Genomic DNA, 15,529 nt, shown 5'->3' on the forward strand with positions numbered 1-15,529 from the left:
CCTCACTATTTTTCTAAACAGAGAACATGATACATATAAAAATTTAAAAACCAAAAATAGATTAACTACGAGAAGGACCTCTTGCAATTCTTTCTATTTCTTCCCGCACAAGTCTTTCTACTATTCCTGGCAAATTATCATCCAACCATTCACGCAACATAGGACGCAATACCTCAATAGAAATTTGATCAATAGAACGATTGTCAGATTCTTGCAACGCCTTCGCTAGCTGATCAAATGAAGAAGAAACTTGATTTCCAATATCAGAGGAAATCAATCCAGAATCTTTGTCCTCACGCTGATCAACAGCAACAGAAGAATGCATTGATTCTTTCATTTGTATATTAAGATTTGAATCAGAAGAAGAGAAGTCGTCTACAAATTTTTCTTCAACCGCATTATTAGAAAGACTCGAAATCGAATCTTTTTCAAGAGGAGCACTATCGGTAATAACACGAGAAGAATCAGCACGTGCCTCAGCACGAACACGCGCCGCAACATCAGAAAGCGACATAGTTTTTTTCTGCGGGTAAGCAGCGTTATACTCTCTCAAACGATTTTGTTCTGAAAAAATATGATTAGATGTTCTTTCTTCCCGTTGAAAATTATCTTCAGGGGGATTTTCTTGACATGTTTGAACTTGAGTTTCTACATTATTAGAAACACCAAATTCTTGATCATTGTTTTCAAGTATCCTCCGAATAGAATTCACAATTTCTTCCATAGAAGGTTCAGATACAGTATTAGATTGGGCCATTTTACCCCTCCCCTTTTAAAAATATTTATAGAAACCAGTTAATTAAATTCTTGGGCACCAAAATCCTTTTTGGGGAATCTCAGATAGTGCTATAATGACTAATGTCCAGATTATCTTTGGAACTTAACTACCAGCTACATTAACCTTAAAAAAAATAATTCATTTTCATCCGCCAACTCATTTGTGCGCAAATATCACAATATTATGCAATATTTACCCGCTCTGGAAACATTGAGAATCAAAAAACCACCCCAACTAACAACTTACTTATATAAAAAACATTTTTAAAAATAAACACAAATATTCAATTTTATTAATAAAAAATTAACACTTCACATTTTTTTGTATATGGTGACGCTATTGAAAAAATTTAATAATGATGCAAGGCTACTTGATAGTATCTTACTGATTGGAAGTTATTACCGAATGCTTACGTTATCCTCTTCTACATTATCACTCTATAACTTTCATTATAATCAAATTTGCTTTTTGGATTCTTAATATTGTACGTTAAATAAGTTTTTTTCTTGCGAGAGAAAATATTTACTGTTACTGTGAACAGAAGGATACCCATACCCAAAAAGATCAATTGTAGACTATCACTTTTTTATTGCTGTTTTATATCTTAGGCCTCGTGGCGGAATGGTTACGCAGAGGACTGCAAATCCTTCAACCCCAGTTCGATTCTGGGCGAGGCCTCCATTAGAAAAAAACGTTCATATACCCTCAAAGATCGGCTTTACTGTTTATAAATGCAAATATAGCCTACTAATAAACCAACAGTAATTAATCATAAGTATATGATTAAAAATTATTTTTTATTTATCATTCATTAAAAACTGATCGAAAAGTAGCGTAACATACCTTGTCTACGTCTTCCAATTTAATATTTTCTTTGGTAGTATGCGTAACATAAAAAAGATGAAAACATATTATTTGTTGGCTAACATAAAAATATTATTTTGGATTGCGATATAACAAATCTACGAAACTAAATATTATTTATTATAGCGTATATTTAATCACATTACGACAATATCTCTCTTCATATTTTTTTGTCCCAAAAGATCCTTTTATTTATGAATATTCTGAAAATAAATTTCTCTATCCTCGTCGTTCTTTTAGCAGGATGCGCTGTTGGTCCTGAATATACCAAACCTCAAATGCCACGATTACCCACACAATTTTCTATAGGAAAATCAAATAGCCCTATCAATGTAGATACGCTCAAATGGTGGGAATCCTTCAATGACACTTGTCTCAATAAGCTTGTGAACATTGCCTTACAACAAAATCTCACGATACTCAAAGCAACAGAACGCATCAATTCAGCCAAAGAAAATATCTTGGCTGTTAAAGCCGATCTTTTCCCCTCTTTGCAAACTTCAGTATCCTATCAAATTATGCCTAAATCGGATACTAATTCCACAGGAAGGGTACATTCGGATTGGAAAATTGACTTATTCGGACAAAAACGTCGTATGGAAAGTGCTCTAGCAAATTTTGACAGCGTGTACGCCCAATCGGAAATAGCAAAACTTACCATTATTGCCAAGTTAATATCTACATACATAGATGCACGTCACTTTCAAGAAAGAATATCTATCGCCCATAAAATATTAGATTTATACAAACGCAATTTAAAATTAACTCGTCTCAAACTATTTGAAGGAGCTATATCAAAATTACCCCTTATAAAACTAGAAGCAGAACTCAAATCAATCGAATCCGAAATACCGAATCTTGAAAAAGGATTTCGTGTTAATGTCCATAATATTTCAACGTTACTTGGTCATTCAGCTACTGACTTTTTAGCTTATATACAAAAGCAAAAAAAACCTTTTCAACCAAATTTATATATGAAAATCAATATTGGAATTCCAGCAGACCTGATTCGAAATAGACCAGATATTCGTTATAGAGAAAAAAATATTGCTGATTCTATCGCTAAAATAGGCATAGCAAAAGCCGATCTCTATCCTGCAATTTCACTAAATGGCTTCATCTCTCTTACACACGATAATATCTCACCTGGATACCATAGTGGTTGGTCTTTTGGTCCAAAACTATACGTACCAATTTTTGATGGACAAAAAATAAGATCTAATATCCGTAGAGCAGAATCCTTTGCTCATGAACAATATATAGCATGGCAAGAAACAGTTTTAAATGCCGTTAAAGAAGTGGAAGACGCACTAATATCTATTAATCAAGATAAAAAAGTTGTTACAGCACTACAAAATACAGTGGAATTATATAAACAAGCGATGTCACTATCAACGATCAGTTACCGTCAAGGAAAATATTCTTTAATTGATTTATTGGATATAGAAAAAACAACTGCTAAAGCAGAGGTTGATCTATCTATAGCCAAACGACAATTGGCAAAAAGCTATGTAGATCTTTATGTCGCAATTGGAAGCGGTTATAATCCGTAGTTGACTCATTAAATGAACAAAAGAAAATCAATTGTTTCCAAAAATATTTTATATTTTTATTTAATGAAAATACAATACCACTTTAAAAATATCTACTTTTTAAATATCAAATATATACATAAAAGATTAAATAACGTACAATATACTATACTGTCTAGATATAGATTTATAGACAATATCTCCTTTTTAAAGTTGTTTTAAAATACACATGCTCAGTACGTTATTTTTAGTGTATTGTCAAAAAAATATTTTAGGATGATTAGCCTGTAATGAAAAAATAGTTCTTGTCATACTATTTCGAGTATTATTGTTGTTCAAGTTCCACTTCCAATACCATAAAACAAAGAAATATATTTTTAAATAAATACGAGGGAAAAATGGGGAAAAAAACAAAAATAAGGGCAGAATTACCTCGTGGATTCGCTGATTGTCCAACAGAAGAAATTCGTATACGCAATAAAATTCTTGATGCCATTCGTGATATATATGAACGCTATGGCTTTGATCCGATAGAAACACCTTTATTAGAATATTCTGATGCCCTAGGAAAATTTCTTCCCGATGAAGACAGGCCCAATCAAGGTGTTTTTTCTCTTCAAGATGATGATTCTCAATGGATTAGCTTGCGCTATGATCTTACTGCCCCCTTAGCACGTCATGTCGCAGAACATTGCGATACAATAGTTTTCCCATATCGTACATATCGCATTGGTCCAGTTTTCCGTAATGAAAAACACGGGCCTGGAAGATTTAGACAATTCATACAATGTGATGTAGATAATGTCGGCTCTTCAAAAGAAACAGCCGATGCTGAAATGTGTATGATGATGGCAGATACCCTAGAATATGCAGGGATAAAACGCAATGACTATCAAGTGGGAATCAATAATCGTAAAATACTTGATGGAATATTGGAAAAAATTGGGCTAAATGGCGATGATAAACTCAACGAAAGATTAATTGTCCTACGCGCAATCGATAAACTCGATAAATTTGGAATGGAGGGAGTCAAATTATTACTTGGAGAAGGACGAACAGATGATTCAGGAGACTTTACAAAAGGAGCCAATCTTACGCCTGAAAAAATCGATACGGTAATGTCTTTTCTTTCCATTGATTGTGAAAAATCAATGAATGAATTGTACGAACTCGTTAAAGGCTCTACTTCTGGCGAAACAGGCTTTCGTGAACTCATTGCAATTAGTGAACTTGTTTCAAAATCCGGCTACGATTCGAATCGTATTAAGATATCTTCTACTATTGTTAGAGGTCTTGAATATTATACAGGATGTGTCTACGAAGCTATTTTACGTTTTCCCGTAAAAAACAAAAAGAAACAAACCGTAATCTTTGGATCTGTTGGAGGTGGAGGTCGCTACGATGGACTTGTATCACGTTTCAAAGGACAAAACATACCCGCAACTGGTTTTTCTATCGGAATATCACGCCTGATCGTAGCTTTAAAAAGCCTTGAAGATTCGGCAAAAAATATAGAAAAAGGTCCCGTACTCGTAACCGTCATGGATCATGACATAGATAGTCTTAACAGGTATCAAATGTATACCCAAATGTTACGTGCAGAGGGTATACGCACGGAAATGTTTCAAGGATCTTCTAAAAATTTTGGAAATCAATTAAAATATGCCGATCGACGCAATTGTCCTCTTGCTATCATTCAAGGAGAAGGAGAACGATCAAAAGGAATGCTACAAATCAAAGATTTATTCAAAGGAAAAAAACTTTCCCATGAAATAAAAAACAACGAAACTTGGCGTGAAGCACGCGTAGGACAGACTATGATTCCTATTTCTGAACTAGTAGCTACCGTTAAAAAAATGTTACAAGAAAACATGGAAGAAGTGTAAAAAAGATGGAGTAATATAAAAAATCGTATAATCAATCATTATAATTTCCGAATCTTAAATCAAAAGAAAAATGATTCACTGATATTTTATCTATATCAATCAATCAAATTAAATAAAAACATACATAATTGATCACAAATGTGACTTCATTGCCTGTTATGTTCTAAAATTTATCTTCCTTCTCTTCTGCATCATTTTATCCATTATCCCAGAATCCCAAGATGGAAGAGATAATTTCTCGGATTAAAGGATTTAAGGCTATTAAGAAATCGATATGAAGAATTGCCTCTGGCATATGCCATAAAACTACTAAAGGACCGAACAACAATCTAAATAAATGTTGATAACAAAAAAACTAAAGGGTTTAAATTATACTTTTAATCAATATCTCTTTCGAGCCGTACTCGTTCTTTTTCAAGGATCTTTTATATTTCAAATATTGTTCACAATCTATCCACTAACACGCTCTATCAAAGCTCCACACCTTCTCAATTTTTTTTCTAGAGATTCAAATCCTCGATCAAGATGGTAAACACGAGAAATTTCTGTTTCTCCTTGAGAAGCCAATGCTGCTATCACTAACGAAACCGAAGCGCGTAAATCTGTTGCCATGACAGGAGCTCCTCGCAATACATCAACCCCCTCAACTCTTGCTGTCTGTCCAGAAAGAAAAATCTTAGCACCAAGTCGGGCTAATTCTTGTACATGCATAAAACGATTTTCAAAAATAGTTTCAGTAATATGAGAAACTCCCCCTGCACAACACATCATAGCCATAAATTGCGCCTGTAAATCAGTCGGGAAACCAGGAAACGGAGCTGTTGTAATATCAACAGGCCTCAACTTTTCTCCATCCCAACGTACACAAATACCCTCATCGACAATACTGATATCCACACCAGTCTGACGCATTACCTTAAAGACTGTCTCTAAAAGAAAAGAATCTGTCATTTTTAATATGACATCCCCTCCTGTCATTGCCACAGCCATTGCATAAGTACCTGCTTCAATTCGATCGGGAAGAATCCTATGACGCGCTCCCGATAAACTAGTCACACCTTCTATGGTAATGGTAGAAGATCCCATCCCAGAAATTTTTGCTCCCATCGAATTAAGACAATGAGCAAGGTCAACGACTTCTGGTTCACGTGCTGCATTATTGATAGATGTATCTCCATGCGACAAACTGGCTACCATCATCATTACCTGAGTTGCACCCACAGAAACTTTAGGAAACGTATAGTCTGTTCCTATCAATCCCTTATTAGAAACACGAGCATCTACATAACCACCATCAAGCTCTATTGTTACCCCTAAAGCTTTTAACGAATCTACGAACAAATCAACGGGACGTATCCCAATTGCACAACCACCTGGCAAGGATATGCGCGCATATCCTTCTCGTGCTAGCAAAGGTCCAATGATCCAAAAACTTGCTCGCATTTTAGAAATAAGGTCATAAGATCCGGTAAGATCAACTATATTACGACATCTAAAATGCATTGTTGAAGAATAATCCTGATCCTGATCCTGACCATCAACTGATATCTCAACTCCATGCGATCTTAAAATGCGCATAAGAAGCTTTACATCCGCCAAATTAGGAATATTTTCCAATGTTAACTTTTCACTTGTTAACAACGACGCTATCATTACTGGTAAAGACGCGTTTTTTGCGCCTGAAATTGGAATAATACCCTTAAGTTCATTTCCCCCAATAATCTTTATACGATCCATTTGCTCCACGGTTATTAAAACCCAAACCTTTCTCTAAAATTTTAGCTACCCTTTCAAAAGAAAACGGTACCTTATTCAAAAACAATTTTATAGCATAGACAAGATATAAATACATCCCATCTTATCATTTTTTAGACTTCTTAATCTTTAAGACGCGCCTGATCTTTACGACGACGAAGATTCTTTCGTAACATATATGCTAATCGTATTTTGCGCTCTTCTTGAACATCAACTTTTTTTCTTTTAGCAGAATCATTATCATTACCATCTTGATTATTATTATTATTGCTCATTTAAAAATACCTTTCAAAAAAACAACAGAACTTTATACAAAAATTATTAAACATTTTATCCAAAAGAATTTTTTCATTTTAACCTATAATAAACTATAGTAATAGCATTATAACTGATATAAATTCAGATATTAGCACATATTAGAATTGCTGCAGTAGCTCAGTGGTAGAGCACTCCCTTGGTAAGGGAGAGGTCGAGAGTCCGATTCTCTCTTGCAGCACCATAATTTTTTCTCCCGTTTTTAAAAGATAAAATAACAATCCTAGATGGAAATATATCACAATTAAAATAAAGAAATGCCAATCTCTTGAAGAATGTATTCCTTTATTCGTAAGAACATATTAAACATTCAACACAATATTCTTATTATCTAGTAGTATTTTTGAAACGCCAGTCACCAATAAAGAGCAATATTGGTGCAGCAATAAAAACAGATGAAGAAGCTGCTATAAAAATACCGAATGCCATCGGAATTGCAAAGCTTGATACAACACTACCACCCCAAATAGCCATAGGTAATACAGAAAGAAAAGCGGACATAGAAGTATAAACACTACGACCTAAAGTTTCATTGATAGACTTATCTATTAAATTTCGGAAAGAGAGAGCTGAAGAAAGCCGCATATTTTTACGCATACAATCGTATACTACAATCTTATCATTAACCGAATAACCAATTAGTGTCAAAATCGCCGCAACAGCTGTTAGATTAAATTCAAGATCAAACAATGAAAACAATCCCAATGTTTTAGTTATATCTAATACAAGAGTTGTAATTGCACCTACAGCAAAGTGCCATTCAAAACGAATCCAAATATAAATAAACATTGCAAGTGCAGATAAAACAACTCCCAAGACTCCTTTTCTTATTAATTCTCTTGAAATTTTCGGACCGACTATCTCTGTATGTGGTATCTTAGCAAAAGGAATTATTTCCGTTATTTTTTTCTTAACCTCCTCTAAAACACGAGCCTGAGCAGGACTACCGCCAGGCTGATACTTTAACCGCACAAGAAAATTCTTATCTCCATCAAAACTTTGAAAGGATATATCGCCTATTTGCAATGATTCCAAATTAGAACGCACAATAGATAAATCTACGGGCTTATCGGCATAAACACCTATTTGGATTCCCCCATCAAAATCAATTCCATAATTTAATCCATGCGTAAACAATAAAGAAATAGAAGCAATGGAAAGAATGATAGAAGTACCTATACCCACAAAACGGGCTTTCATAAACCGTATAGTAGTATGGTCAGGAATCAAAGAAAATCCCAATAACGATCTAATATTTATAGATTTAATTTTTTTGTATCTTACAATAAAAATCATCATAGCCCGAACAATAGAAATTGCTGTAAACATTGAAACTACGATTGACAAGCCCATCGTCACTGCAAAACCACGAACTGGTCCACTTCCACAAAAAAACAAAATAACAGTCGATATCAGTGCCGTAAGATTAGAATCTACTATAGTAGAGTAAGCACGAGAAAAACCCATATCTAAACTATAAAAAACGCTCTTATTTTTGCGACTTTCCTCCCGTATACGTTCATTTACTAATATATTAGAATCAACTGCCAACCCTATACCCAGAACAATTCCAGCAATTCCTGGAAGAGTTAAAGTAGCACCTAAAAGGCTCAAAAGAGCAAGAGTAAGAATAATATTTAAAAGGATAGAAAAATTAGCAAGAAGACCCCATCGTCCATATAGAACAATCATAAAAAGAATAATAAGAACTAATCCCGCTAAAATAGCATATGTCCCTTTATAAATAGAATCACCGCCAAGATCTGCTCCAACACTTCGCTCTTCCACAATATTTAATTTTACAGGTAAAGCACCAGCACGCAACATTACTGCTAAAACTCCAGCTGTTTCGATCGTAAAATTACCAGATATTTGTGCTTTACCATTTGGAATGGCTTGATTAATAACCGGAGCAGTTAAAACTTTTCCATCAAGCACTACGGCTAAAGATCTTCCTATATTATTACGTGTAACTTCAAAAAAAAGACGAGCCCCTATATCATCAAAACTAATATCAACTACAGATTGATTTGTTTTGGGGTCAAACCTAGCAACAGCACCATTCAAATGTGTTCCAGAAATTTGAATCTTATCTTCCACAAGATATTGATTTCCATTATTATCCCTTAAAAAACTCGCACCAAGCGAAAACCCTTTATTACGATTATTTGACAAAACGTTATGAAAACTCATTTTAGCCGTTGTGCCTAATAATTGACGCAAGCGTGATGGATTTTGCTCTCCTGGAAGTTGAATAAGTATTCGATTCGATCCCAAACGCTGTATCGTTGGCTCACTGATACCCATTTGGTCAATCCGTTGACGCACAATTTCCATACTTTGTTCAATTGCACGAGCAATTGCCTGATCAATTTTATATGGAATCAATACAATTGATATGTCTTGGTCGCTATTTTGCGTAATCAAAAAATTATTTTTTTGATCTAAATTTAATTTAAAAGCAATCCCTCGAAAAAAAAATCTAACTTTATCGACGATATTTCCTTTGGATATAGAATCGGAAAAAGAAATAGAAATTTTATTTTTCATCTGACGCAATGAAAGAATATTTACGCCCTCTTTCTTTAAAAAAGATTGTAAATCATGCAAATGCATTTGCAATAATCCACCAATAAAATCTTCTTCATCTGCCTCAAGAACTAAATGAGAACCTCCTCGTAAATCCAGCCCTAAAGCAATACGATTTTTGGGTACAAAAGAAGGAAATGCATCTAAAGCAGATTGTGAAAGAAAATTAGGCAATGCAACAAGCATTCCTATACAACAAATCACTGCATATAAGCTTACAAGCCAAGGATTATTGCGCATTGACATTCCCATTATGAAAAATATTAAGTTTGTTATTCTTTTTTAGAAAAACCTTTCCATCACCATAAGATATAGCAATTTCTATATTTAATAACAATTCACATAATTTTTAATTATTGAATAAAAAAAATATAATGCACAACTCATTCAATCAAAAAGAAAACAACGTCCCTTACTCAATAAAGATCGTTGTTATAACAAAACACAATGTTTTACAGATTAAATAGCCTCTGTTATAGATTGGTCTTTTAAATCAATGTTATCTTTGCTACTGCCTTTATTATAAGTAACTGTTTCATGATGCACTTGATTTAATCTATCCAACATACCAAAAGCAATCTCCCGTGCACTCATAACGACAGTATCTGCTCCATATCGAGTCAGATGTTCTATTTCAGATTCAGAACCAGCAAGAGCAATAATCAATACAGATGGATTAGCATTCCGTGCTTCTTGCGTGATATATGCCGCTTCAAAAGCAGTGGAAATAGATACAACAAGAGAACGAGCTTTTTCAATATTTGCCATTGAAAGAACTTCTGTAAGAGTTGCATTGCCGTATATCACATCAATTTCCAATGAACGCAATTCTTCAATTCTCTTTTCAGAATCTTCTATAACAAGAATCGAGATACCCGCTGCTTTCAAATTTTGCACTATTATTTTACCAATATGACCATAGCCAACCAAAACAACATGATCACAAAGATCTGTCTTTTGTAAATCAACCTCTTTCTGCTCTAAAACAGATTCCATAAGAACTTCTTCTTGTACATCTTGTTCTATACACGTATGAGCATCAGATTCCATACAACCACTTGTTTTTCTTAAAAGTTTTGAACAACGAAAAATAATTATAGATTGTAAAGATTCGGCTAAAATGAATATAAGTGGATTTAAAATAATAGATATAATAGAAGAGGCAACGATAAGGTCTCGAGCCCGATCCGGTAATATTCCTAATTCTACTCCCAGAGCAGCTAAGATAAAAGAAAACTCCCCAATTTGCGACAAACTTGCAGCAATTGTCAAAGCTGTTGCAACAGATCTCCCAAAAGCAATTACTACCATAAATGCTATTAAAGATTTTCCAAAGACAACAACGATTACTGACATTATTAACAGAATAGGATTACTGATCAAAACATCAGGATTAAACATCATCCCTACTGAAATAAAGAAAAGAACCGAAAAAGCATCACGCAAAGGCAGGCTCTCTTGTGCAGCACTTTGGCTGAGCTCACTCTCCGCCAAAATCATTCCTGCAAAAAAAGCGCCAAGCGATAGAGAAACTCCGAAAAGTTGCGAGGATCCATACGCAAATCCGAGCGCTATAGCTAACACACCAAGACGAAAAAGCTCTCGAGATCCTGTATAGAATATCATGTGCAATATCCAAGGAATGACCCGTCTTCCAAAGACTAACATCACCCCAATAAAAGCAACAACTTTTAACAAAGTAATAATAATTAGCCCTGGAATTCCTATATCAAAACCTACACATTGGCTGACAAAAGAAGACAAAGGATTAGCAGCAGAAGATCCCAATGAATAACTACTTGCCGCGGCAGGTATAAAAACAAGCGCAAGAACTATTACAAGGTCTTCAACTATTAACCATCCAACAGCGATCTTTCCACGATCTGTCTCAAGTATGCGATTTTCCTGCAGAGCTTTTAAAAGAACAACCGTAGACGCAATGGAAAGAGCAAGACCAAATACAATACTACCCCCCAAAGACCATCCTACTACGATTCCCATTAAAGCACCAAGCACTGTACTTAAAACAATCTGGATAATAGCACCAGGAAAAGCAATACCACGCACTGAAAGAAGATCTTTGACAGAAAAATGTAGTCCTACTCCAAACATCAATAGAATGATTCCTATCTCTGCAAGTGCAGGGACTAAAGATTGACTTGCAACAAAGCCTGGAGTACGAGGCCCCACAAGAATACCAGCAACCAGATAACCTATTAATGTCGGTAAACGGCATCGATTTGCAATGGCTCCAAAAATAAAGGCCAGTACAAATCCTCCTATAATAGTCGTCATAAAAGGTGTATCGTGCGACATAAAAAAGCCCCGTAAGATGAATTAATCATCTTCTTAAACAAAAAATAACAAAATATTCTATGAATAGGAGAAAAATTAACAATTAAGAATAAAAAAAAATTAATCCTGCAACTATCCTAAAAAATATTTGATCTTTAAATTTGAAATATTATTCTTTTTTTCTCATCATCTACTGTACTTACATACCAAGAGACCAAACATTAGAAACTCGCAGACGTGTACATAGAAAACTACTCAACTACTTTATGATTGAAAATTCCTAATAAATCGTGTACTAAAGATTGTTCTAGAATAACAAATGCAAAAACTTAAACAAAATATTTTCACATAATTTTACTATTATTACTAAGATATTTTTATTGATAGTATATTTTATGTAATTTATAAGTATATACTTTAAAAGTTATACAAAAATTCAAGTGATAAAAAATATACAATTTAAAAAATATTAATCGTATTGTTAAGCAATTGTACTAGAGATTCGTGACGATTTATTATCTGATTCTTCTGACAAACAATCAACGTAAGCAAGATCAAAATTTGCCTTTTCAACAGAGATAGAGAAACACCTTTCAATGGCATGCTCCAGACACCCATCCAAACCTACCATATCGACCTTTGATTTAAAATATTGCGTAAGAGCTAAATTTTTTATAGGATCTAGGGCTTGAGGACGAACCCAAAACATTGTCCCCCCAAAAAAATCAATCTTTGTATCTTCAAAAGAAACACCCATTTTATTGGCAATGGCACAAACAAATTCTCGATTATTTCCTAAAGAAATTTTTTGATCATAACGATATGTGCGAGAACCAATCATACCTATTTTAGGATATTTTTCAAAAGTTTTAATAATTTCTAAAGCAATACCAGGTGCTCCAAGAAGATCAAAGAAAAGCCACCTTCTCCACAAATCTCCATCCCACCAAACATGCCCGTTCCTCTTTGATTTCTTTCCATGAATTTTACATACGTAGTCGTAAGAATCTAACTTTCCCCCTTCAAGCAATTTTAAGAAAGAACGAATATCACGACCATAATTCTCCATTACATAAATATGAGCATTAGGAAAACGTTTTAAAATTTCCGATTTTATGGATGCGATCTCTGTAACAAGTGTGATATGTAAATCAAAAGAAAAATTCAGACCTGATAAAAGGTTAGCTATTTCCGCCCAAAGATCAGCATAATAAATATGAACAACGATCGCTACTCTTGATTGTATTTTAACCGACGCAATCTTTTCTGAAGAAGGAGAATCCCATCCATGCAACAACCTTGGAAAACGATGTATTTTTTCCCCGTCGAAAGGAACACCTCGTGCTAGCATATCCTTGTTAGAACAAGCAAAGAATTTTTTTCCTATTCTGGAACCATATGCAATAATACGATTCTCATCATAACGTAATGTCTGATAACGCTTAAAAAGAAATAAAGACCGTATCCAGAAAAAAAATCCTAAAAAAAAAGAAACCTTACGAATAACAAGATGATTACTATCAAAATTCCAATTCTCACGACGGGAAACAAATAAAAGATAACCTTTTCTACACCCACTCACCGGCAAAAAGATTGATAATTTTCTATTTTTCGATGAGACCATCTGAAAATTACATAGAGAACAATCCCGAAATTCAGATTTCGGAATCAAACGATATACAATGGGGAAAAATATCATAAAATTAATAATCCTTATAAAAAAGTATTTAATTATACTTTTTGTGCTCAATAACATTTTTGAGATAAAGTCCATAGGAAGAATTTCCAAAATTATCAATAAGCCGCACAAACTGATCTAAAGAAATAAAATTACGGCGATAAGCAATCTCTTCGGGATAAGCAAAACCAAATCCCAGACGATTTTCAATATTTCTAACAAACAAAGAAGTATCAAATAACGATTCCGGTGTACCTGCATCAAACCAAGCGCTATTTTCACTTAGAAAGTCTACCGAAAGCAAACCTTCCTTAAGATAATGGCAATTAACATCCGTAATTTCCAGCTCTCCACGAGCAGAAGGTTGAAGGCTACGGGCTATATTAACAACCTCTTTGTCATAAAAATAAAGTCCTGTAACCGCAAAGGAAGATTTCGGTGTTATAGGCTTTTCCTCTATCGAAATAGCTCGATTACAAGAATCCACTTCAACAATACCATAACGATTAGGATCTTGTGTATGACAAGCTACTATCGTAGCACCCTTCTTCTGCTCACGCGCTTTCTGAAAAAAAGTAGGTATCTCTGCACCATAAAAGATATTATCACCTAAAATAAGGACTGAAGGAGAATCTCCAACAAATTCTGCCCCCAAAATATAAGCCTGTGCTAAACCACCTGGAAAAGGCTGTTCTATATATGAAAAACTCATTCCCCATTTCTCTCCCGATCCAAGAAGTTTCTTAAAAAAAAGAAGATCTCTTGGTGCAGAAATAATCAAGATTTCACGGATACCCGAATTCATTAAAACACTCAATGGATAATAAATCATTGGCTTATTATAAACTGGTAACGCCTGTTTAGAAATTAAATCCGTCATCGGCTTAAGACGTGTACCAGAACCGCCAGCAAGAATTATACCCCTCATACTTCCTCCAATGAAAACCTGTTATAATAGTGATTTTTTCATTTAATAAAAATATTACGAACCCCTTCTTTCCACGAAGAAATTCGTACGTTATGGATCTTTTCTAATTTGCTACAATCAAGAAAGGAATATGCTGGACGACGTGCTTTTGTTGGGTATTGATTTGTAGAAATTCGACGAACCTTACAAGAGTTTCCCCCTAGTTCTGTCGACACTAAAAAAATATATTCAGCAAAATCTGCCCAACTAACAGGCCCCCCATTTGCCGTCATATGGAATATTCCTCTCAACGAATTATCAGAATTATTCACTAAGTTACGTGCAATTTGAATAACTGCAATGGCAATTTGCGAAGCTGAAGTCGGCGTTCCAAATTGATCACATACAACACTTATTTCACGATATTCCTTGGATAAGCGTAACATAGAAAGAAAAAAATTTGTCCCAAAAAGAGAATAAACCCATGCTGTACGTAAAATAACATAGTTGTCCGTACAGGACATTACCTTTTCCTCTCCAGCTAATTTGCTCTTTCCATATATACCAAGAGGATTAGTTGGAGATGTTTCACAAAGAGGAGTCTGGGATGAGCCGTCAAAAACATAATCTGTAGATATATGAATACAAGGAACTCCAATTGATTCCGCTGCTGCTGCAACAGCTCCAGCGCCTTCTGTATTAATAGCAAAGGCATTATGAGGTTCGTCTTCCGCCTTATCAACCGCTGTATACGCAGCAGGATTGATAATGACATCAGGAGCAAAACTCAAAAAAATTTTTACAAAATCCTTTGGCTTTAAAAGATCAATATCTGGACGCCCAAGCCTAATCACCTCAGTATTTTTTCCAGATAGATTAAATAACGATGTTGCGACCTGCCCATTATTACCGATTACAAGAAACTTCATT

10 protein-coding genes and 2 tRNA genes are annotated in these 15,529 nt (G+C 34.5%); 4 read left to right on the forward strand and 8 right to left on the reverse strand.

What is annotated here, in order from left to right; translation table 11 throughout:
• Positions 1-61: 61 nt before the first annotated feature.
• On the reverse strand, positions 62-757 hold the full coding sequence (locus CKC_RS04275) for a PopZ family protein (RefSeq protein WP_013462300.1): 696 nt from the start codon (positions 755-757) through the stop codon (positions 62-64).
• 628 nt (positions 758-1,385) lie between these two features.
• On the opposite strand from CKC_RS04275, the gene CKC_RS04280 reads away from it, so the two are divergent.
• From CKC_RS04280 to hisS, 3 genes are all read left to right on the forward strand, one after another.
• Positions 1,386-1,459 (forward strand) — tRNA-Cys (locus CKC_RS04280).
• Between the two features lie 377 nt (positions 1,460-1,836).
• Positions 1,837-3,195 (forward strand): efflux transporter outer membrane subunit, encoded by a 1,359-nt coding sequence (locus CKC_RS04285; protein WP_013462301.1) that lies wholly within the window; start codon positions 1,837-1,839, stop codon positions 3,193-3,195.
• A gap of 377 nt (positions 3,196-3,572) precedes the next feature.
• Positions 3,573-5,060, forward strand: a complete 1,488-nt coding sequence (gene hisS / locus CKC_RS04290) for a histidine--tRNA ligase (RefSeq protein ID WP_013462302.1) — start codon at positions 3,573-3,575, stop codon at positions 5,058-5,060.
• Between the two features lie 450 nt (positions 5,061-5,510).
• On the opposite strand, the gene murA is transcribed toward hisS, so the two are convergent.
• Positions 5,511-6,797: a UDP-N-acetylglucosamine 1-carboxyvinyltransferase gene (gene murA, locus CKC_RS04295; protein WP_013462303.1), complete on the reverse strand. Its 1,287-nt coding sequence runs from the start codon at positions 6,795-6,797 to the stop codon at positions 5,511-5,513.
• A gap of 140 nt (positions 6,798-6,937) precedes the next feature.
• The gene (locus CKC_RS06220) at positions 6,938-7,090 is read right to left on the reverse strand and encodes a hypothetical protein (RefSeq protein ID WP_013462305.1); all 153 of its coding nucleotides are present in this window, start codon (positions 7,088-7,090) and stop codon (positions 6,938-6,940) included.
• Between the two features lie 149 nt (positions 7,091-7,239).
• On the opposite strand from CKC_RS06220, the gene CKC_RS04300 reads away from it, so the two are divergent.
• Positions 7,240-7,314, forward strand: a tRNA-Thr gene (locus CKC_RS04300).
• A gap of 143 nt (positions 7,315-7,457) precedes the next feature.
• Here CKC_RS04300 and secD read toward each other — a convergent pair.
• The 5 genes from secD to rfbD all read right to left on the reverse strand — a co-directional run bounded on the left by secD (position 7,458) and on the right by rfbD (position 15,528).
• Positions 7,458-9,959 carry a protein translocase subunit SecD gene (gene secD / locus CKC_RS04305; protein ID WP_013462306.1) on the reverse strand — a complete coding sequence of 834 codons (2,502 nt, stop codon included), beginning with the start codon at positions 9,957-9,959 and terminating at the stop codon, positions 7,458-7,460.
• Between the two features lie 219 nt (positions 9,960-10,178).
• Positions 10,179-12,035 (reverse strand): cation:proton antiporter domain-containing protein, encoded by a 1,857-nt coding sequence (locus CKC_RS04310; RefSeq protein WP_013462307.1) that lies wholly within the window; start codon positions 12,033-12,035, stop codon positions 10,179-10,181.
• Between the two features lie 460 nt (positions 12,036-12,495).
• Positions 12,496-13,713: a rhamnan synthesis F family protein gene (locus tag CKC_RS04315; RefSeq protein ID WP_013462308.1), complete on the reverse strand. Its 1,218-nt coding sequence runs from the start codon at positions 13,711-13,713 to the stop codon at positions 12,496-12,498.
• Positions 13,714-13,741: 28 nt separating this feature from the next.
• On the reverse strand, positions 13,742-14,620 hold the full coding sequence (gene rfbA, locus CKC_RS04320; protein ID WP_013462309.1) for a glucose-1-phosphate thymidylyltransferase RfbA: 879 nt from the start codon (positions 14,618-14,620) through the stop codon (positions 13,742-13,744).
• A gap of 38 nt (positions 14,621-14,658) precedes the next feature.
• The gene (gene rfbD / locus CKC_RS04325) at positions 14,659-15,528 is read right to left on the reverse strand and encodes a dTDP-4-dehydrorhamnose reductase (protein WP_013462310.1); all 870 of its coding nucleotides are present in this window, start codon (positions 15,526-15,528) and stop codon (positions 14,659-14,661) included.
• Position 15,529 lies beyond the last annotated feature (1 nt).

This window comes from Candidatus Liberibacter solanacearum CLso-ZC1, assembly GCF_000183665.1.
GTDB classification, from domain to species: Bacteria; Pseudomonadota; Alphaproteobacteria; order Rhizobiales; family Rhizobiaceae; genus Liberibacter; species Liberibacter solanacearum.

What these genes read in the sequence shown, in the direction of transcription:
- rfbA (WP_013462309.1), bottom strand. Translation starts at nt 14,620, where the DNA reads ATGAGGGGTATAATTCTTGCTGGCGGTTCTGGTACACGTCTTAAGCCG.
- CKC_RS06220 (WP_013462305.1), bottom strand. Translation starts at nt 7,090, where the DNA reads ATGAGCAATAATAATAATAATCAAGATGGTAATGATAATGATTCTGCT.
- CKC_RS04315 (WP_013462308.1), bottom strand. Translation starts at nt 13,713, where the DNA reads ATGATATTTTTCCCCATTGTATATCGTTTGATTCCGAAATCTGAATTT.
- CKC_RS04310 (WP_013462307.1), bottom strand. Translation starts at nt 12,035, where the DNA reads ATGTCGCACGATACACCTTTTATGACGACTATTATAGGAGGATTTGTA.
- rfbD (WP_013462310.1), bottom strand. Translation starts at nt 15,528, where the DNA reads ATGAAGTTTCTTGTAATCGGTAATAATGGGCAGGTCGCAACATCGTTA.
- CKC_RS04275 (WP_013462300.1), bottom strand. Translation starts at nt 757, where the DNA reads ATGGCCCAATCTAATACTGTATCTGAACCTTCTATGGAAGAAATTGTG.
- secD (WP_013462306.1), bottom strand. Translation starts at nt 9,959, where the DNA reads ATGCGCAATAATCCTTGGCTTGTAAGCTTATATGCAGTGATTTGTTGT.
- murA (WP_013462303.1), bottom strand. Translation starts at nt 6,797, where the DNA reads ATGGATCGTATAAAGATTATTGGGGGAAATGAACTTAAGGGTATTATT.
- CKC_RS04285 (WP_013462301.1), top strand. Translation starts at nt 1,837, where the DNA reads ATGAATATTCTGAAAATAAATTTCTCTATCCTCGTCGTTCTTTTAGCA.
- hisS (WP_013462302.1), top strand. Translation starts at nt 3,573, where the DNA reads ATGGGGAAAAAAACAAAAATAAGGGCAGAATTACCTCGTGGATTCGCT.